Annotated in this window: 19 protein-coding genes; 10 read left to right on the top strand and 9 right to left on the bottom strand. The window is 45.7% G+C overall.

The features are described from left to right. Nucleotides 1–88 precede the first annotated feature (88 nt). The 6 genes from ssuC to DSM107010_RS22340 form a co-directional block, all read right to left on the bottom strand. Nucleotides 89–898, bottom strand: a complete 810-nt coding sequence (gene ssuC, locus DSM107010_RS22365; RefSeq protein ID WP_127023990.1) for an aliphatic sulfonate ABC transporter permease SsuC — start codon at nt 896–898, stop codon at nt 89–91. A 65-nt stretch (nt 899–963) separates the two neighbouring features. After that, entirely contained in the window at nt 964–2070 is a 1107-nt protein-coding gene (locus DSM107010_RS22360; protein WP_127023987.1) for an aliphatic sulfonate ABC transporter substrate-binding protein, read from the bottom strand. A gap of 219 nt (nt 2071–2289) precedes the next feature. Continuing rightward, entirely contained in the window at nt 2290–3477 is a 1188-nt protein-coding gene (locus tag DSM107010_RS22355) for an acyl-CoA dehydrogenase family protein (protein WP_127023984.1), read from the bottom strand. Between the two features lie 137 nt (nt 3478–3614). Further along, nucleotides 3615–4385: an ATP-binding cassette domain-containing protein gene (locus DSM107010_RS22350; RefSeq protein WP_127023981.1), complete on the bottom strand. Its 771-nt coding sequence runs from the start codon at nt 4383–4385 to the stop codon at nt 3615–3617. A gap of 409 nt (nt 4386–4794) precedes the next feature. Next, nucleotides 4795–5874: a sulfonate ABC transporter substrate-binding protein gene (locus DSM107010_RS22345; protein ID WP_106171484.1), complete on the bottom strand. Its 1080-nt coding sequence runs from the start codon at nt 5872–5874 to the stop codon at nt 4795–4797. A gap of 94 nt (nt 5875–5968) precedes the next feature. Next, nucleotides 5969–7597 carry an iron uptake porin gene (locus DSM107010_RS22340; protein ID WP_127023978.1) on the bottom strand — a complete coding sequence of 543 codons (1629 nt, stop codon included), beginning with the start codon at nt 7595–7597 and terminating at the stop codon, nt 5969–5971. 674 nt (nt 7598–8271) lie between these two features. Between DSM107010_RS22340 and DSM107010_RS22335 the strand changes: the two genes are divergently transcribed. The 9 genes from DSM107010_RS22335 (at nt 8272) to DSM107010_RS22295 (ending at nt 16095) form a co-directional block, all read left to right on the top strand. Then, the gene (locus tag DSM107010_RS22335) at nt 8272–9948 is read left to right on the top strand and encodes an FAD-dependent oxidoreductase (protein ID WP_127023975.1); all 1677 of its coding nucleotides are present in this window, start codon (nt 8272–8274) and stop codon (nt 9946–9948) included. Continuing rightward, the gene (locus tag DSM107010_RS22330) at nt 9945–10274 is read left to right on the top strand and encodes a 4Fe-4S binding protein (RefSeq protein WP_106169499.1); all 330 of its coding nucleotides are present in this window, start codon (nt 9945–9947) and stop codon (nt 10272–10274) included. The genes DSM107010_RS22335 and DSM107010_RS22330 overlap by 4 nt, the downstream gene beginning before the upstream one ends. A 23-nt stretch (nt 10275–10297) precedes the next feature. After that, nucleotides 10298–11245 (top strand): D-2-hydroxyacid dehydrogenase, encoded by a 948-nt coding sequence (locus tag DSM107010_RS22325; RefSeq protein ID WP_106169494.1) that lies wholly within the window; start codon nt 10298–10300, stop codon nt 11243–11245. A 241-nt stretch (nt 11246–11486) separates the two neighbouring features. Further along, a complete protein-coding gene (locus DSM107010_RS22320) occupies nt 11487–12545 on the top strand; it encodes an LLM class flavin-dependent oxidoreductase (RefSeq protein WP_106169495.1) in 1059 nt (352 codons plus the stop codon). A gap of 35 nt (nt 12546–12580) precedes the next feature. Next, nucleotides 12581–13396, top strand: a complete 816-nt coding sequence (locus DSM107010_RS22315; RefSeq protein ID WP_106169496.1) for a hypothetical protein — start codon at nt 12581–12583, stop codon at nt 13394–13396. Between the two features lie 16 nt (nt 13397–13412). Further along, complete coding sequence (locus tag DSM107010_RS22310; protein WP_106169497.1) at nt 13413–14228, top strand: hypothetical protein; 816 nt, start codon at nt 13413–13415, stop codon at nt 14226–14228. Between the two features lie 592 nt (nt 14229–14820). Next, the gene (locus DSM107010_RS22305) at nt 14821–15099 is read left to right on the top strand and encodes a hypothetical protein (RefSeq protein WP_106169498.1); all 279 of its coding nucleotides are present in this window, start codon (nt 14821–14823) and stop codon (nt 15097–15099) included. Next, nucleotides 15092–15859 (top strand): class II aldolase/adducin family protein, encoded by a 768-nt coding sequence (locus tag DSM107010_RS22300; protein WP_127023972.1) that lies wholly within the window; start codon nt 15092–15094, stop codon nt 15857–15859. The genes DSM107010_RS22305 and DSM107010_RS22300 overlap by 8 nt, the downstream gene beginning before the upstream one ends. A 14-nt stretch (nt 15860–15873) precedes the next feature. Next, nucleotides 15874–16095 (top strand): hypothetical protein, encoded by a 222-nt coding sequence (locus DSM107010_RS22295; RefSeq protein ID WP_127023969.1) that lies wholly within the window; start codon nt 15874–15876, stop codon nt 16093–16095. A gap of 242 nt (nt 16096–16337) precedes the next feature. Here DSM107010_RS22295 and DSM107010_RS22290 read toward each other — a convergent pair whose 3' ends face one another. Both DSM107010_RS22290 and DSM107010_RS22285 read right to left on the bottom strand, forming a co-directional pair. Beyond that, nucleotides 16338–17453, bottom strand: coding sequence for a transposase (locus DSM107010_RS22290; RefSeq protein ID WP_106168118.1), 1116 nt, complete (start codon nt 17451–17453; stop codon nt 16338–16340). Nucleotides 17454–17520: 67 nt separating this feature from the next. Further along, nucleotides 17521–18660: an FAD-dependent monooxygenase gene (locus DSM107010_RS22285; protein WP_106168117.1), complete on the bottom strand. Its 1140-nt coding sequence runs from the start codon at nt 18658–18660 to the stop codon at nt 17521–17523. Between the two features lie 326 nt (nt 18661–18986). On the opposite strand from DSM107010_RS22285, the gene DSM107010_RS22280 reads away from it, so the two are divergent. Further along, entirely contained in the window at nt 18987–19634 is a 648-nt protein-coding gene (locus DSM107010_RS22280) for a TetR/AcrR family transcriptional regulator (RefSeq protein ID WP_106168116.1), read from the top strand. 256 nt (nt 19635–19890) lie between these two features. On the opposite strand, the gene DSM107010_RS22275 is transcribed toward DSM107010_RS22280, so the two are convergent. After that, nucleotides 19891–20112, bottom strand: a complete 222-nt coding sequence (locus DSM107010_RS22275) for a type II toxin-antitoxin system VapC family toxin (RefSeq protein WP_106168115.1) — start codon at nt 20110–20112, stop codon at nt 19891–19893. Nucleotides 20113–20258 lie beyond the last annotated feature (146 nt).

Here is a 20258-nt window from a genome sequence, read left to right as displayed (position 1 = left end):
TTAAAATACGGTTAGCTGCTCGAAATGCCGTATTTATATTAAGTTAACATCGTTGCACAGCCAATTGAATAAAGCAAGGCTTTTTATGTCAAGCTCTCGCTGCTTTCACTTTCTGATAGCTGGGATGCCACTGCAACCAGTAATCTTCCAATCCTCTAGCGATCGCATCTGCTAATTTGCCAAATAAGGCGTAGAGTAAGATACTTAACACGACCACATCTGTTTGCATGAATTCTCTGGCATTCATCGCCATGTAACCGATTCCAGAATCAGCCGCGATCGTCTCGGCGACGATTAGCGTCAGCCACATAATTCCCAAGGAAAAGCGCACGCCAACCAGAATTGAAGACATTGCCCCAGGTAGAATAATTCGCCAGAACAAACCCCAGGCATTTAAACCATAAACTTTTCCCATTTCAATTAGCCCAGGATCGACGCTGCGGATACCGTGAAAGGTATTCAAATAAATCGGAAACATCACCCCCAAAGACACCAGAAATAATCTGGCTTCGTCCCCAATGCCAAACCACAAAATGACTAGGGGGATCAAAGCTAAATTTGGAATGTTGCGTAGCATCTGGATCGAAGTATCCAATAACTGCTCGGCAAGGCGAGAGATACCATTGAGCAATCCCAAACTAAACCCAATACTGCCTCCGAGTAAAAAACCTGTTATTGCCCGCATTGCACTAATGCCAATATTATGGAAAAGTTCCCCAGTCGAAGCTAGACGGAAGGCTGCATTCACAACATCTAAAGGGGCGGGTAAAATTCTCGTCGGAATCACGCCAATTGCGGAGAGAAGCTGCCACAGGACAATTATTAGCAAGGGTACACCCCAAGGAATTAAAGATTCGATTTGGCGACTTTTTAAAAAATTGAATTTGTATTTTCTCATTGAAACCTCGTATTTTTTTCTATTACTTCATTCATTAAATTCCCTTCCGCCTCCTGCTTTCTTCATCACAGTTTGGCTAACACTTTCCTGGGAGTAATTTCAGCATACTGTTGCAGTGTCAAAAACCCATCTCTCACATTCACATGTTTAGGTATGAGTCCGAGGTTATACCATTGGTCTGCCACCTCTTGCTGCTTGTTGATAATTTCTTCAGTAATTGGTTCTAGGGCGAAATCATACTTATCGTGCATAATCTCTAATGTCGGCGGATCGAGCTGAGTTGTTGAGGCAAGTAATCGGGCAACTTCTTTGGGGTTATTTCTAGCCCAGACTTGTGCTTTTTGCAATTCTTCTAGGAAGACTTTAATCGCATCAGAATGTTCTTGATAAAATTTGCGCGTTGTAGAGTAAAAGTTATTAGTATCCCGTAAACCACCACCGCCATCAAGCAGCACTCGACCAGTTTTCTTTTGTACATTTCTAGTCACAAATGGCTCCCAGATAAACCAACCATCTACTCTGCCTTGATTAAATGCCACATTCGCGTCTGGAGGAGGTAGATAGACTGACTGTACGTCACTCAATTTTAATCCTACTTTTTCTAAAGCTCTAAGTGTAAGATAGTGACCGATAGAGGCTTTTTGAAAAGCAATTTTTTTCCCTTTCAGATCGCCGATACTTTTAGCTGGAGAGTTATTAGGAACTAAAAGAGAAACTGCTCTACCATCAGTAGTATTAGCCGCTAGGTACACGAGAGGAGTACCTGCTGCTTGAGCAAAAACGGGAGGTGATTCAGCCGTAGAAGCAATGTCGAGACTACCCGTATTCAGGGCTTCTAGCTGTTGCGGACCAGCAGCAAATTCAGACCACTGTACCTTAAGACCCAAGGGTTCTAAAGCCTTTGCTAAAGTACCTTGTTGTTCTAAAACTGCTAGTGCAGTGAGTTGTTTTGAACGCACGATACGTATTACTTGCTGCCCACTATTAGCGCCCGTGCTAACAGGTGAAGCTACCTGCTGTTGAGCAGTATTCCTCGGCGTGCTACAACTTAATAGGGTAGTAGATAGTACCAGCCAGTAACCAATGGCAAATAACAGGATACGACGAGTTTTTCTTAAGTCCTGCCACGATTTTAATTTAATTTTTGTAAATTTGACTTTTAAACCTTGCATAGTTGATGAATTAAAAAGATATTTCAGTCATGCAGAAAGCTTCAGGAAGAGAATTCGCGACGACAGCAAATCGCTACTAACCAGCTACTTCTGTTTAGCTGCAATTTTTAATCGCAGAAGTGCAAGATATGATACTGCGTGATGAGAATTAAGAAAGGTGGGAATTGCCCACCTTGAGTAAGCGCAAGTAAGAGGACAACTTGAGCTAAAACTGAAAACTTAGGAATATTGGGTAACAACTGGTAGTTCTTGGTTTAATATCCAGTTGCCGATATCTCGTAATTTGTAATTTACAGGGTCGTGCAGTGTGAAGGTACGCAGATCCCGCCAGTAACGATCGAACCCGTATTTAGAAGCAGTAGAACGAGTTCCCATGACTTCAAAGATCCGAGTGGTAATATCCAATCCTACTTTGGTCGCAAATGCCTTAGCAGCAAAGACGGCGATCGCAACTTCTCCCCGTTCTGCAAAAGTTAGATCGACATCCTTCTCCCAAGCCTGTTGCACTTGCAAAGCGGCGCGATCTGCTAGAGCGATCGCAGCTTCTAATTCAACCCTAAATTCGCCGTAGTGATACAAAATGTAAGGGTCTTTAGCTGCACTATCTACTCCAGAAGTTATCCAAGGCTTAGTCGTTGTTTTCGTATACTCCTGTGCGGCAGCAAAAGCACCTTCAGCAATGCCTAAGTAAACATAAGTTTTTGTCAATTGGGCAATAATACCGAGAAAGGTAGCAAAAGCATATTCGGGAGGATTTGGAAACCCTAAAATCTCGTCTTTCTCAACTAAAACTTGATGAAAAGAGAAGGTATCGCTATCGGTTCGACGCTGCCCAATGTTATGCCAATCTTGGTTGGAAATTACACCCAGTCGATCTTTGGGAATTACAAAGATAAATGGTACTTCTGCACCATCTGGCAAAGCTGAGAAGACCCGCAGATCTGCCACAGCAACACCAGTACCAAAACTCTTAATTCCATCAACGCGGAATTTCTCACCTTCTGAGGTAATCTTCAGTCTTGTATCTCGTGTATTGATGGCATTCGCCCAAAACAAATTGTGCTGTACCGTTTCCCGATAATATCTCTCTTTTTGCTCTGGTGTTCCCGAAACGTGAGCTAATGCGGTTAAATTTAAGTGGTTGCCAAACAACTGACCGATCGAGCCATCTGCTTTAGACAGTTCTTGGACAATTTTTAAGGCTTCTGCCCAAGTTGCACCAATTCCCCCATATTCTTTTGGTACGACTAGGGGTAATAATCCGCTCTCGCGTAGTCGCTTCACCTCATAATCGGGAAGTCCAGCTTCAGCATCTCGCGCCACTGCATTTTCGCTCAATTCTTTGGATAAGGAAGAGGCGATCGCTTTCCAGTTTTGAGACTGTTTTGTTTCTAAAATTTGTACCATTGCTCAATTTTCTCCTGAATTGTGAATGGTAATGGGTAATGGGTAAATCTTCAGAAAAGGGAACAGGGAATGGGGAACAAAAACTGACAACCTTTAACTTCTGACTTTTGACTTTTGACTTTTGACTTTTGACTTTTTTAATGGGCGATCGCCTTTAAGTTCTCGCGTTCCTGCTTACCCATCACCCGATGTAAAATCTTTTCTACCATTTGAGCCAACGCCATATCTCCCCTGACTCTCGGACGCGGGAGGGAAATTCTTAGATTTAACGTTACCTCACCGTTTTCAATCAATACCACGCGATCGGCAAGCACTACAGCTTCTTCTACATCGTGGGTAATTAACAATGTGGTAAATTGCTTTTCCTGCCATAAACGCTCTAGCAACTGCTGCATTTCGATCCGAGTTAGTGCGTCCAAAGCTCCAAGCGGTTCATCTAACAGCAGCAAGCGCGGTTGACCAACTAATGCTCTCGCCAAAGCTACACGCTGCCGTTGTCCGCCAGAGAGTACAGCGGGCCATTCACGAGCGCGATTTTCTAGTCCTACCGAACAGAGTGCTTGCGAAGCAGTTTGGCGCACGTCTGCTTGAGAGCCAACCAAACCCAACTCTACATTTGCTTGCACCCGTTGCCAGGGTAAAAGCCGTGCGTCCTGAAACATCATCCGCACCTTCGGCTCGATCCGATGCGATCGCTTGCCATCTAAAAGTACATTGCCTGTAGTTGGTGCTTCTAAACCAGCAATTAGGCGCAGCATTGTACTCTTGCCACAACCACTACGACCGACAATCGCTACGAATTCTCCTGGTAGCACTTCTAAGTCTATACCTCGCAAGACTGCTTGCGTTCCAAAGGATTTTCTCAAGCCTTCCAGTTTTAGATGTATTCCACCTAGTTCGGATTCCATATCAAACCGCTTGTAGGACGTTTACTATTAAACTACGTTAAATTGGTGAGCTTACCGTATTTGTTAAGTAGTTTGTCACAGCCTTACTTTAAATGCAAGTATGTTTGGTCACAATTTCACCACTTAGCACGGAAAAAAAAGGTGATTTACTACTTATTTAATTCAGCACAATTTTAGTGCTATTTATATTCAGTTATCAGTTATCAAGATTTCAATTGGCGATTGCTATTTTCTGTTAACGGGTAGCGATCGCCAATACATTAGACCTCCTGCATGAATCAAAAAATCATGGATGTCATTCTGTTGGCGAAGCCTTCCCGAAGGGTACGTAACGCAGTGTAGTGAAGAATCTCCCAGATGTTTCGCTTCGCGTGTGGATGACAATTCAAGTATTCGCGCAGGAGGTCTATTACTGTACTTGTGGTGAAAAAGCAGTGTATTGTTCTGGTTTCAGAAAAGCTTCTTTGACATCAAGTGGCTTGGGAATTAATTTCAACTCGTAGAATGTATCAGCTACTTTCTGTTGTTCGGCAATTAGGCGATCGTCAATTGGTACAACACCAAAGTTTTTCCTATTAGTTGCTCTTCTCATTGATTCTAAGTCAATTCCCAAGACAGGAGAAAGAGTTTTCGCTACCTCCTCTCGATGCTGGTTAGACCAATCATCTAAGTTTTTAATTTCCTCTAGTATTGCCTTAATTGTCTCTTGATTCCCCTCAGTGAACTGGCGGCTAGCCAGATAGTATCCTCCTTGTGTATTAATTCCCTTACCATCGATCAATGCACGGGCATTGGCGGCTTTTTCGGCAGCAGCATAAAAGGGGTCCCAAATCGACCAAGCATCTATACTACCCTTGACGAAGGCAGCACGAGCATCCGCTGGTGGTAAAGTTACAGGTTGAATATCGCTGTATTGCAGCCCTGCTTTTTTTAACACTTGTACCAGCATATAATGGGCGCTAGAACCTTTTTGAAAAGCGATTTTTTTGCCTTTGAGATCGGCTATGGTTTTAATTGGAGAATTTTGCGGCACGAGAATAGCTGAACCAGCAGGGTTAGCAGCAATTCCGGCAATGTAGACGAGCGAAGCCCCCGCAGCTTGGGCAAAAATCGGCGGTGATTCTCCCGCGTGTCCGAAATCAATACTACCCACATTCATCGCTTCTAAAAGTTGTGGTCCGGCGGGAAATTCAATCCACTCTACAGATATTCCTTGGGGATTGAGGCGTTTTTCTAAGACACCTTTAGCTTTAATCAGAATTGCTGATTTTTGATAGCCAAATCTGACGACTGAGGCTTTGCCTGGAGTGGAATTATTACCAGATGTGGCATTCGGATTAGCTGCATTATTCGCCGTGCAAGCAGCAAACAAAAAGCTGAGGCATAAGCCAGCAATAAAAGCTCCCAGAATTGGTACTGGAAAGATAGATAGCCGTTTACCTCGACCGATCGACTTCTCAACTAGGCGGCGAAAAACTTGGTTCACGATCGCGCTCCACTCTTTTTATCCTATTCATACGGTAACTTGGTGATATTACCGTAATATGCAAAGCAAAAAAACTTAATCTTGCAAGCTTTACTGGCTAGAAAGCGAACGTAGTGCGGACAGCTCCGACCCAGATTGCCTCATTGCGGGCATTATGCTCTGGATTGGTAATTACATAGAGATTTGGGGTAAAGCTGACATTATCATTCAGTTTGAAGGTATAGAAAGCCTCTAGATGCACAGAGGTGTCTCGATCTTCTCGTTGCGTTCCTGCCGCTTGGAAGTCATTGCTCGTCACTTTCGGCGGTACGCCGAGGATCAGTCCGCCGACGTTGCCTTGTTTAAATAAGTCGGGAAAAGCAACGGCGATCGCACCATTAATAATCGTTGCATCTTCATCACCACCGCGCAACTGATGAGCGCGTGTATAACCGAACCAACCGCTCAAATTCAACTTCTGGCTGAGTTTCCAATTAAATTGAACTCCGAAATTATCGGATGTAGTGGAATTCTGCCCGAAAGGATTTCTGGCAAAAGCACTGCCCGTACCGCCCGTGAGGTTAAATCCCGTGTCAGAACCAAAGTACTTACGACCGTAGGTAAAACCGAGATCGAGATTGGGAATAGGTGTAACGATTATCTGGGCGAGTGCTAGATTGTTGCCATTAAAAAGCCCTCTACCACTATCAGGAAGGTTCGCTTGCTCGTCACTGGCAATGTAACCCAAGCTGAGACTGAATTGCTTGCTAAACTTATATGCCAAAGCAGCACCAGCACCATCAAAGCCAGGACGGAAAATCGTTGGGTTATGGGTGGAAAACCGCGAGGTTGCACCGTTAGCACCACCAATCAATGTACTCAGGTTTGGCGCAAAAGCAACTGGTTGTAGTTGTCTCAGACCAACCCATGCAGTTAGTTTTTCACTGACTGGGAAACGATAAATCAGTTGGTCGAGGAATAGATCGCCTCCGGCAAATCTATTGAGATCGGCATCGAACGTATTACGGGTCATAGCTGTTCCCGTAGAGGCGGTTAAGTTAGGAAGATTATTTGCTGCTAGACGAGTTGTGAGTTGGTCTTTACCAGTAAAGCTGGTTTGCAGGGAAAGTCTGGCACGGTAGCCGAAAAAGGTTTGGGTATCATCGTTCGTATCATCGGCGCGAGTGTTGTTGGCGCGATCGCCAAACGTATCGGCAGCTAAAAAGATCGCCTCGCCTTGCAGTCTGGTAGTTGTAGAGAACTGATTTGCTTCGAGTTGGGCAGTAGTCGCTTCTAAATTGTCAATTCGTCCGCGTAAAGTAGTCAGTTCGGTGGCAAATTCTGATTGTAGGCGTTGTAGGGTGGCTAAGTCTTCTTTGTTGACTAAGTCAGCCGATCCCGATGAAATCAGTTCGTTTACCCGATCTAAGGCTGCATTCAAGCCAGCAGCGAACTCGTACCGAGTCAGCGCCCGATTACCTCGGAACGTACTATCTGGATATCCAGCAATAGCACCGTAGCGTTCTACCAGCGATTGCAGTGCTTGAAATACCCAGTCTGTGGGCTGTACGTCGGAAAGTTGAGAAACCGATGTGACCTGAGATATACTGTCCGGTGGTAAAGACTCCTCACGAGTAACTAAGGGATCTGAAACTACTTGCGCCGCAACTTTTGGACAAAATCCTGACAATACTATCCCCATAACAATTGGCGAGGTTAGCACCAAGTTGCTAAAAATACTATCCATTATTTCTCCTCATTTCTCCTCATGCAAAAACTCAAGTTGGCAAGAACTTTCACTTACCACTTGAAGAAAATAGAATCCAACTGCAAGACTTGTGGGCTTTAAATAATGACTTGCTTCCCCAATCTCACTCAGCTCTTTATCTGCCGAGCGCTAATTTAGAGTTAACTACGGTAATTTGCCCAAGCTACTGTAGTTTACTTTAATATGATAGGAGCATTGCACGAACGTACTAAAAAAGCAAGTATTTTTTATACCTTCTTCAATTTTTAGCTTCTACTAAAAACGTTAAATATACTTAGTAAATTAGGGGTGTTTATTTATTAAGTATTGTAAATCTACCAAATTACAGTATTTTTATTTTTTATCAGTAGGAGCGCATAGCTGTACGCCCCGACAAATTTTGTGCGCCCCTACGAATTTACTGCACACTGTCTTAACACTATGGCATGAGAGCAGCTTGCTTTTCCCAGGCATCTATGCAAATCTTCCTCTATAACTTTAAAATACTATAAGTCGATTAATAAACCGTATATTATGATTGAAGTAAGCAATAACCAGTACGAGCTGCTATCAAAATCCTTCATCACAATTGTCACAGCCAGTCGCAAGTGAAAAGACTGAGTACCATAGTGGTGCATTGCAGGTAAACTTTGAGACTGAAGCGAGGAAAACTAATGAATGCAACCCAATCTTGCTCTTTTGAGCCATCTACAACCGATTTTTATCCCAACTTGCAGGTGGATGTACTTGTCATTGGGGGTGGTCCTGCGGGTACTTGGGCAGCTTGGAGTGCGACATCATCTGGTGCTAGCGTTGCCCTTGTCGATAAAGGATTTTGCGGTACGAGTGGATGTGCGGCTGCATCCGGCAACGGTGTTTGGTACGTACCGCCCGATCGCGAAGCGCGAGAAGCAGCGATGGCGAGTCGCGAGAGTTTGGGTGGATTCTTATCCAGTCGCGATTGGATGACACGGGTACTGGATCGCACTTATGAGAATGTCAACCTACTAGCAGAATGGGGTTATCCCTTCCCTACCGATGATGAGGGCAAACCCTATCGGCGATCGCTCCAGGGACCGGAGTATATGCGCCTAATGCGAAAGCAAATCAAACGAGCGGGAGTGACAGTTTTAGACCATAGCCCAGCATTACAACTATTAGTAGATTCTGAGGGTGCAGTTGGCGGAGCAACAGGGATTAATCGTCAGACAGGTAAGAAATGGAGCGTGCGATCGCGGGCTGTTGTTATTGCCACTGGTGGCTGTGCCTTTTTAAGTAAAGCGTTAGGGTGCAACGTCCTGACAGGAGATGGATACCTGATGGCTGCTGAAGCAGGCGCTGAGATGTCGGGTATGGAGTTTTCCAATGCTTATGGCATCTCTCCTGCCTTTTCTTCCGTAACCAAGACTCTGTTTTACAATTGGGCAACGTTTACCTACGAAGACGGCACGCCAATTCCAGGTGCGGGTTCCCAAAGAGGGCGATCGGTCATTGCTAAAACCTTGTTAACTCAACCAGTCTACGCGATTTTAGATAAAGCTGACGCACAAATGCGGGTATATATGCGATCGGCACAGCCCAACTTCTTTTTACCCTTCGATCGCGCTCTTATCGATCCGTTTACCCAACACTTCCCCGTCACTCTCCGCTTAGAAGGAACTGTGCGCGGTACGGGTGGAATTAGGATTGTGGATGAAACCTGTGCTACGTCCGTGAAAGGACTTTATGCGGCGGGAGACGCTGCCACGCGAGAATTAATTTGTGGCGGTTTCACGGGTGGAGGGAGCCACAATGCTGCTTGGGCAATATCTTCAGGTTTTTGGTCGGGACAGTCTGCCGCAGAATATGCAGTTGAGTTGAGAGATAAAGCAACACAACGCCGCTTAGTCGGAATAGGTGAGGCAGGATTCAAACCACAAAGCGATCGCCCCCAACATCTAGCGGTTTCCGAAGTTATCCGCGCCGTGCAAGCCGAAGTTTTTCCCTACGAACGCAACTATTTTCGCACGGAGCAAGGCTTATCCGAGTCTTTGGGGATGTTGCATAGTCTTTGGGAAGAAATTCGCCACAGCCAAGCAGAAGACAAGCAAATCGTACAGGCACGAGAAGCAGCAGCAATGGTAGCCACAGCCAGATGGATGTATAGCAGCGCGATCGAACGTAAAGAGACTCGTGGGATGCACAAACACCTCGACTATCCAGAACAAGATCCTCAGCAGCAAGATTATCTGGTTAGTGGAGGCTTGGATAAGGTTTGGGTGAAGCCTTTAGGTAAGGGAGCAGGCGAGCAGAGGGGCAACTACCAATTACCAATTACGGTCAACCATTACCATCAACTATTAACAAAGTGATTGAATTAGTCAGCGAGTCACGGTGCATTCAGTGCAATCTCTGCGTCAGCGTTTGTCCCACGAACGTATTTGACAGCGTGCCAGATGCGCCGCCCACTATTGCCAGACAAAGTGACTGCCAAACCTGTTTCATGTGCGAATTGTACTGTCCGGTGGATGCTCTTTATGTAGCGCCAGAAGTGGAGCCGCTGGAATCAGTAGACGAACAAGCTCTTGCTGAAGCTGGACTACTGGGCAGTTATCGTAAAAACATTGGCTGGGGTCGCGATCGCACAACCGAAGCTAAGCAAGATGCGACATTCCAGTTGTTGAAGCAGATAAAGTAGAAATGTGTAGGGAGTAGTTAATTTTGAAACTCATTCTACCAGTAGAGGTTGCTAGCGAGATTTCGCCGCATTTACCCCCTAGTGTGGCAGTTGTGCGCGTAGATAGCGAAGGCAATCTCGACGGCGATGCCACGGATGCAGAAGTTTATTTGAGCTGGTTTAATCTGAAAGTTACGACTTTGCACAAAGTCTTGGCTGTTTCCCCTGCACTGCGTTGGCATCACGCACCGAATGCTGGAGTAGATCGCTTCTTGACACCAACATATTTAGAACGCGATCTGATCCTGACTAATGGGGCAGGAGTTCATGCAATCCCGATCGCTGAGTCGGTCATTGGTTATATGCTGGCTCATACCAAGCGTCTCTCCGAATTGTACGCTCTGCAAGCCGAACATCATTGGAAGAGCCACTTTGCTATCCAAGAATTAAAGGGTGCTACCTTGCTAATCATTGGTGCTGGGGGTATTGGACAAGAAATTGCTCTGCGCGCTCGTGCTTTCGGAATGCGAATTCTTGGTAGTCGCCGCCGCCCCGAACCGCTACCCCATTTCGATAAGGTTGTAGGTGCTGATGAATGGCGATCGCTCCTCCCCGAAGCAGATTATGTAGTTATTGCGACTCCCCTCACTCCCGAAACTAAAGGCTCGCTCGATGAAGCTGCGCTGCGCTTGATGCGTCCTCATGCCTACCTAATTAATATCGCTCGTGGTGCAATTGTAGAGGAACCTGCATTACTTAAAGCTCTAAGTGAAAATTGGATTGCAGGCGCAGCATTAGATACATTAATTACAGAGCCGCTACCACCAGACAGTCCTTTTTGGTCGTTGCCCAATGTTTTGATTACGCCTCACTGTTCGGCTCATTCACCCAAAGTAGCAGAGCGATCGCTAGCCCTATTTCTCGACAATTTGCAACGCTATCGCAGCGGTATCGCCTTACGCAACGTGGTGGATAAGAGAGTAGGTTACTAAGAGAAGTATTTTGTATCGGGCGATATTGCTTTTGTCAAGCAACTTATGAGAATATCGCTCTAGTTGTGAAATGCGGTATTTTACTCGATAAACCGTATATTAATTGATCGATTGAGTAGATGAATTATCTAGCTCAGTTTTAAATAAAGCTTCAAGCGTTTGGTGTCAGAACATTGCGAAACTGTTTTGCTGCAACATCGATCGAGCCAAAATCCAAAATCTAAAATCCAAAATTGGTATCATGTCCCAACCACGCTACGGCATCTGGATTCCGGTATACGGTAACTGCGGGGCGATGAATCACCCGATTGAACCCCGCGATGCCAGCTATTCACGCGCTAAGGCACTGATCCAGTTAGCCGAAGAATGCGGGTTTACGACGACTCTGATCGCCGAACACATCATCAATCCCAGGAATCAAGAACTCGACCAGCTAGAAACTTGGACGACAGCGGCGGCGCTTGCAGAGGCGACTGATTCAATCGAAATTATTGCAGCGGTGAAGCCTTTGCTATTCCATCCAGCGGTTTTAGCGAAGATGGCGTTAGGTATCGATGCAATTAGCCACGGACGTTTTGCAATTAACTTGGTGAGTGCTTGGTTTAAACCAGAAATGGCAAAATCTGGAATTTCCATGCTCTCCCACGACGATCGCTACCGTTATTCCCAGGAGTGGATTCAAGTGGTGAAAGCCCTCTGGAGTGGCGAACGAGTCAACTTCTCTGGAAATTACTTTCAGATTCACGATCTGGGCTTGCTCCCGCGTCCGGTGGCGAAACCTCATCCCCGCGTGTATCTGGGAGGCGAGTCAGATCCTGCCAAAGATTTAGCGATGCAAGAAGCAGACGTGTTTTTTCTCAATGGTCGTCCGCTAGAGGTGGTGCGAGAAACCATTGCCGATGTTAAAAGGCGATCGCGTGGTGGTTTAAAACCGCTACGCTTTGCCATGTCAGCTTTTGTCATTGCTCGACCTAGCGATGCCGAAGCACGGGAAGAATACGAATACCTGCTCGAATTGACAAAACAAGACGATCGCTCCGAGCTAATTAAAGGGATCGAAGCTGAAGTTGTCATGTTTCAGAATATGGCGAAATATCCAGGAATCGGGAGTAACGGCGGTACGGCAGCCGGTTTAGTTGGCAGCTATGACACCGTAGCCGCGCGAATTGCTGAGTTTGTTGAAATTGGAATCGACACCTTTATGCTGCAATTCCAGCCCTTTACTACGGAAATGAGACGTTTTGCCGCAGAAGTGATGCCGCGAGTGCCTAGACGCGAATTTTTGCCGCTAACCCGATAACAATTAAATCCTCAAGCCTGACAAGGAAAATTTGCATGAAAGCAACCCTAGATCGTCTAGCTTGGACGACTGAATTAGAAACTGAAATTTTTAACAAACTGACTGTGCAGCACGCTCCAGACTTTCCCAGCACTTGCTTTTGTCAGTTGCGATCGCCTGCTACGAGAGAGGAATGGAAGCATTTGTGCCGCTTTCGCATTGCACAAGCAGCTCGTAATTTGTTTATTGTTCAGGTTTGCGGTCAAGCGATCGATCGCCTTCCCGACCCAGAAGTGCAACTATTTTTAAGTCGTCAAATTGGTGACGACGGAGCGCACGCCCAACATACTCGTCATCGCGTCTGGGAATTATCGGGACGAGATCCGCTACCAACAATACAGCAGGAAGTGCAACAGCACTGGGATTTTATGGGAGACTTACCTAACTGCAACTGGCTGGGTTTTGTCGCGTTCCAGCTGCACTACAAGCTTCACATTGTTGCCATGTCAATCGTCAACAGCCGCACGGCAAAGATCGGCGATCTAGAAACATCAAAGTTTGCCGATCGGAGAATTCTGCCCGATGAGGTGTTTCACCGTTTGGGGATCGTGGCTTGGTGGCATTGCAAATACGAGCAAGCCTCACCACAGGAGAAAGCCAACCTTGCAGCAGAGTTGATTCAACTTGATGATGATAGCCAGCGACGACGGAATGCTTATCTCAAGGAATATTGGCAGATGGCTCACCGCGCTACAGGTATTGAAACTGAGGCTTTGCCAGCGATGTATGACGCTTGGCGGCGAGAAGTCCTTTCATACTTATTAGATATACCGATTTCCCAACTTCCCAAGCTAGTAAGCATTAACGACTAAGTAGAAGGAGATTTTCATGACTGCAACCCTGACTCGTCGGGCTTGGACAACCGATCTAGAAATTGAAATCCTGAACAAACTGGTTGACAAGTACGCTCCTCACCTACCTAAAACACGCTTGCACGACCCGCGACCGATCCAAACACAAGCGGAATTAGACAATTTTATCCGCTTCCGCATTGGTGGCGCAGCCCACGACCTTTATATTGTCCAAGTTTGTGCCAAGGCGATCGACCAAATTGCCGATCCCGATCTTCAGCTCTTTTTAAGCCGACAAATCGGCGACGATGGAGCGCACGCTCAACATACCCGTCAGCGAGTGCTTGCTTTAACGGGACATGACCCGATTGATCGGATTGGGCAGCAAGTGCAGAAACATTGGGATTATATGGGTAGTCTACCCTTTCGCAACTGGCAGGGGTTCTTGGCATTCGAGCTGCATTACGAACTCTATATTGTTGCTCAACTACTTTTAAACAGCCGTACCACAAGAATCAACGATCTAGAAAGTGCCAAATTTGGGGTAGAGACAATTATACCCGATGAAGCAGCGCATCGCTTAGGAGTCGTAGCTTGGTGGCAGCGCAAATACGATCGCGCCTCACCAGCAGAAAAAGCCGATTTAGTGGCACAGGTATTAGCAGCAGATGAAGAAGGTCAGCGGCGGCGGAATCCTTATCTCAAAGAGCATTGGCAAATCGTTCATCAAGCTTTGGGTTGCGAGCTTGAGGCATTACCAGTAGTGTACGACGCTTGGCGGCGAGAAGTCCTTTCATACTTATTAGATATTCCTGTCTCCCAATTACCTCAACTTGTGAGTGTTAACGATTAAATTCGCGATCGCGTTTCAAAATATGAAAAGAGCTTGTAACTATCCTTCCTCCCATCCCCTTCTTTGGGGAACAGGGGGGATTTTTCTTGAGTTAGCTATTAGCTTTAACTATTTTTACTAATTTTCTACAACAAACTTATCGATCGTTTTAATAATGCTTATAGGGTTAAAAAATTTATTGAAGAAAAATATCAGAATGTGGTGATTTCTATTTTCTAGATTGATTTTGGTCACGCAAAGACGCAAAGACGCAAAGAGGCAAATGATTGAATTTATTGATGTACGCAAAGTTTACAACCAAGATGATCGCAAAGTAGTAGCGTTGCATAGGGTTAGTCATTATGTTAAATACTGACTTGATTTTTGTAGTTGTCTATGACATTATGCTGCATATAACTGCATAATACTGTTAATCGACAAAATAACCGTATTTTAGATTACCAAAAAACACACTCGTAGAGTTGTGAAAAAATTCTGCCATTCGCTCGAAACCGCGATCGCCTACGGTCGAGATCTGATTCTGCTGGTGCGTGCAACCATGCAAAGGCAGGAACAATTGGTAGCTACAGGGAATTAATTTTTATTACAACTTATGGCTTATTTAGAACCACTCGTAGAAGACCAATGGTTTATCGCCAGCCCTAAACTGAAGCAATTTGTTGCCACAGTTCGAGAGATTAGCGATCGCACCACTCACAACCGCGCCCAAACTCTTAGCGCCCTCGAACCTTATTTCACCCAACTTCTAGCAAAAAAGGGTTGGCTACCGGATCGCTTTACCAAACCCAACCCTGAACAAGAAAGCGTGCGATCGTTTCGCTCTGGATATTCCAACGCTCCTTGCAAGAATGAGGTAAAAAGTCATGCCTAAATTCGATCGCCCCCAACCTCCCGTATTTCAACGAGTGGAGTCAGAACGCCTGCACCGCAAACAACGCCTTGCTGCTGCCTTCCGCCTGTTTGCCCGTTTTGGCTTCAGCGAGGGAGTAGCTGGTCATATTACCGCCCGCGATCCTGAGTTTACAGATCACTTTTGGGTAAATCCATTTGGATTGTATTTCGGTCATATTCGAGTCGCTGACTTGATTTTAGTCGATCGCTTTGGGGAAGTCGTCAAGGGCGATCGCCCCGTGAATCGCGCCGCCTTCGCCATCCATTCTCAAATTCACGAAGCACGACCCGATGTTATCGCCGCCGCCCACGCCCATTCACTCTATGGCAAAACCTGGTCTAGCTTCGGTCGCCTGCTCGATCCTCTAACTCAGGATGCCTGTGCTTTTTACGCAGACCATGCTCTATTTAACGACTACAGAGGTGTGGTGTTAGACACATCTGAAGGCAAGCGGATTGCTGAAGCTTTAGGCAATAAAAAAGCAATTATCCTTCGCAACCACGGCTTGCTAAGTGTAGGACATTCTGTAGATGAAGCCGCTTGGTGGTTTATTTCTTTAGAGCGATCGTGTCAAGCGCAACTGTTAGCCGAAGCAGCAGGTCAACCGACTCCTATCGATCCCACTAACGCCCTTTTAGCCCATAGCCAAGTGGGAACGCACTCAAATGGGTGGTTCAGCTTTCAGCCGCTTTACGACCGAATTGTGCGCGAAGAACCCGATTTGCTCGATGGTGAATAGTTAAGGACAAATAAATGCTTCACGGACAGATAGAAAGAGAATTTTCCGATGGAGAGCCTTGGTCTGCCGAGCATCGGTGCAAATTACCTACTCATCTTGAATTATTAGGAGAGCAAGAACAGCAAAGACGAGATATCTGGGAATTACCACAGCAGTCTGACGATCGCGTTACGAATAAAAAGTTACACCGATTTTGGAGTATGAATTTGCGATTTTGGTGGCAGATATTGTTTTGAGCGATCGCAAGTATTGATGCTTGAGATACCGAAATTTTTTCAGTTAAGGAGTAGGCTTCAAGCCTATGGTTGATAATATAGGCAGACAAGAATCTACATATCCTAGCCAAAGTTTCTTCAGCAGGCTGGGTAGGTTTTTCAGCTCGGAGCGTGGCATATCCCTGATATCTGTACTGGTTGTGCTGCTGCTTTGGTTTGTCAGCACTTCTTTAGAGTGGGTCGATCCCTTATTCTTGCCTTACTTATATCTTGCACCTGGAAATTTGAATGTCAATTCCATGACTAAGTGCAAGAGGGCGCATTCGTTCAAGGTCAAGTAAAAAACAACACAGAAGAAATTGGGGAAAGAAGGTTTGAAATGCAAATTGTGCAGCTTCTCCCCAATCAGGTAGATCTGTAGTGGCTTTAGATAAATAAGCCCAGTGTGCCAAGATATAGGCAATCAAAGACAGCACTAACCAACGATACACACCAAGTAGGGTGCCTTGACCAAAGCGATGTAGACCAAAGCGATGTTTTGCAGTCTTAAACCAACCCTCGATTTGCCACCGACGCTTACCCCACCAGTTAATAGTACTTGCCTTGAGAGGTCTAGTAGATAGAACAAACCGTTTTTCCAACTTACCATTATCACGTTTGAGATAGTACCAAGACACCGTGACGGGAAACTTTAAACCCACAAACCATACTTGCTGTCCCCGTTTATGTAAATGTCGTAAGATACGCCCATCAACCAACTTACGGTCAACACGCACTCCAACGATTGCATGATATTTCAGCTTGCGTATCCCATGTAGAAATTCAATACTTCCAAACGCAGTATCTGCTAGAATCATGACCTTGAAGTGTTTGGTTAATACAGACGGTAAAGACTTGACCAGTTTTAATCCCAATTGTGCAGGTGAATCCGTTCCTTTCCCCCTCCATACACGGAAACTCCAAGGTACACGCCAATGACCAACAACCAAGTACACCACGACCAAATGTAGCCCTCGTCTTCCGTTGTAAACAGTGATAAAATCCTTAAAACCCTGAAATTTTCCGAATTTTTCTAAGGTTGTTAGGTCAATGATGACTTGTAAAAACGGTTTGCGTCCCTTTGGACACTCGGACAAAATCTCCCGAATGACACGAACACGGGTTGCACGAATAACACTGCGGGTTGACCAATCGTAAATATTCAAAAACCGACTTAGAGCACTGGCGGACTTGCTTTTACTATATTGTGGTAAAGGACAACCTTGAGCCGACAAGAATAATCCCAACATTGCTTCTAGATTTTCTCGTTGGTAGGTAGAAGGCATCAGCGACAGCACGGAATACACTAATTGTTGAGCGTTAGCAAGAATTGCTTTCATACAAGTAAATAGTTCTGCTGTTTAATGTGGCAGCGAGGAAAGGCACTTGAAGACTATCTGTTTATGGTTAAGCTCTGTAAGCATGAAGCGACTTGAAGCTGTTGCTGATGCTTGACCCCATAAGCTTCATAAATGTATTTCGTAGTGCCACACTAAAAGGATGATTCAACTCACCCATTTTTCCTGACCGCAAGGACTGCTCGACAATCAACTTTATGCGAGGGAAACGTAAGGACTCATACTGTTGGAAAGCGGCTGTTGGGTTTGCTTGCTCTTTGAGACACTGAGCAACAACAAAGGCATCCTCTAATGCTGTACACGCTCCCTGCCCCATAGTTGGCAGCATTGGATGTGCAGCATCGCCAAGCAGTGTAATATTCTGCTTGCTCCAAGGTTGAGTCGGAGTACGATCATATAAATCTGTCGTCAGAATACTAGTTTCATCCGTCGCTGCAATCAATTCCGGAACCGACGCAAACCAATCTTGAAACATGATTTCAAGTTCTTTTTTTCGACCAAATGAGGCATCCGGCTGTGCTAGGGGTGCAGTCGCTGCTGCATACCAATACATCCGTCCCTTGCCCAACATCATGAAGCCGAAACCTTTGCCACGCCCCAAGAATTCCTGAATATAGCCGGGACGGTATCCGCTGGGAACGTAATCTGTTAGACCACGCCAAGTCTTAAAGTTGCGATAGATGGGTAGTTGATCGCCGAGGAGAGCGGCTCGTACCCGCGATCGCAGACCATCAGCCCCGATTAAAGCATCTCCTTTGACAGTTAAGCCGGAAGTGAAGTGAGCGCGAACCTTCTCTCGTTCCTGCTCAAATCCAAGGAAGGTTTGCCCTAAAACAAATTTTTCACTAGGTACATTACGCCACAAGAGCTGATGTAATTCAGCCCTATGGATGCCAACAACGGGCAACTCAAAGCCATCAACGGGTACATTAACCAACTCCTTGCCGCTTTGCGAATTGAATTGGTAGTTGGTTGTTAGGTAACCAACGCGGATCGTGTCCGACAACAAGCCCAAATTTTTCAGGATGTGTGTAGCATTTGCCCAAAGTGCAATACCAGCTCCTACCTCCCGCAACTGTTGAGTTCGCTCATAGACAACTGGTTCAAAACCAGCCGTATGGAGAGCAAGTGCGGTTGCAGCACCGCCAATTCCGCCGCCGACAATGATGATATTCTTAGCTTTAGGCATCTTTCCCTCGTCCCGCCTGCTGTAATCGACAGACTTGTCAGTTGATTAATAGCAAAACAGATTTTCGGCTCTATTGTCAACTGACTTGTTGGTCGATAAGCGGATTGAGAATGCTTATGAACAGGTAGGCGCAATTAAACACAACTTGTTGCTTCGGGGATTGGAGACTGGGCATCAGAGGCTGGGTAAGGATTCCCAGTCCCCAGTCTTTGATCCCCAATCCCAAAAACAGGTTGGGTTTATTTTCACCGACCTGCCTAATTGACTATGACTCATGCTAAACAGGTTATACTGACTGACAAGTCTGTTGATGAACTAAAAATACCGTGGCAAGTAGGGCAAAAGCTGAAAAGCCGTTGAATACCAAACAGGTTCGAGATGCCGAGGCGACTCAAGCTGTGATTTTGGCAGCAGCGGAAGAGGAATTTGCTAAGCATGGTCTAACCGCCGCCAGGACAGAAGCAATTGCCGCTAAAACGGGTGTGGCAAAGTCGATGATTTATTACTACTTCAAGGACAAGGAAGGCTTGTATCAGGCGGTATTAAAGCGATCGCACTCAGACCTTTTGCAAACCAGTCAACAATTAGATTTGGATCATCTTTCTCCAGAATCCGCCTTGGAGAAATTTCTCACAGCATTGCTCGATTGTGTAGCGCGCAATCCCAAGCTACCGATGATTATGTTTCATGAAGCAGTGCAAAACCAAGGGCAATATTACAAACGTAGTAGTTCTCTTAGTATTGATAAGGCATTGGTCGAAATTTTAGAACGAGGGGTCGCCACAGGTGCGTTTCGCCAACTCGATCCCTTCCAATCAGCCATTAATATCATGGGAACTTGCTTGTTCTACTTTATTGGCATTGGAAATATTCAGCATTATCCTCAAGGCAAGCGGCTTCTGAGTAAAGCAATGTTAGAACAACACTCTCAAGAGGCAATCGCGCTTATCTTAGCGGGTGTGCGAAAAGCATGAATTGCAGTAGAACATAGAACAAATCTTTGAAGCGGACGAGCGCCCATACTCTGATGCTGAATTCAAGGAAACTTACGCCGCCGCTCAACTGGGACGTTAGGTTACTGAAGTTATTGGCAGGGACAGCGCTTTTGAGGTTATTTATACAGCAACCTCAAAAGCGCTGCTTGTGTAATATCACGCTTAGATATAGTTTTCTAAATTACTCTCTGTCACGCAAGGGAGTTTCCCTTCTGCTGTCACTTTTTTGCACTATTTATTCGTGTATTAGTGGTTTATCCTGATAGGTGCAAGATATCAGTAGACTCAAACGCTGTTTTTTCCAAGTAATACTACTAACTTCAGTCAAAATCAAATCTGGTGCTACCAAGTCCACTGTGCCCGCCATCCAGTCGGACTGTAAGGCAAGCGCCTGTTGCTGTAACTCTTCGGGAAAGAACCATTTTGCCACGACGTTACTATCGACGACTAGTAGCATTAACGACTCCGATCTTCGGCAATTAGTTCGGCTGAATCGGGCGTGAGTCCGACTCGGGAAGCGATCGCTTCTCGTCGCTGCTCGATCCGTTGCCAAACTTCAGCACTAGGGCGCTGTTGAAGTTTTAAGGAGCGCTCCAACAATAC

This window comes from Chroococcidiopsis cubana SAG 39.79 (assembly GCF_003991895.1).
GTDB classification, from domain to species: domain Bacteria; phylum Cyanobacteriota; class Cyanobacteriia; order Cyanobacteriales; family Chroococcidiopsidaceae; genus Chroococcidiopsis; species Chroococcidiopsis thermalis.
This window is presented reverse-complemented; position numbering and strand designations above follow the sequence as displayed.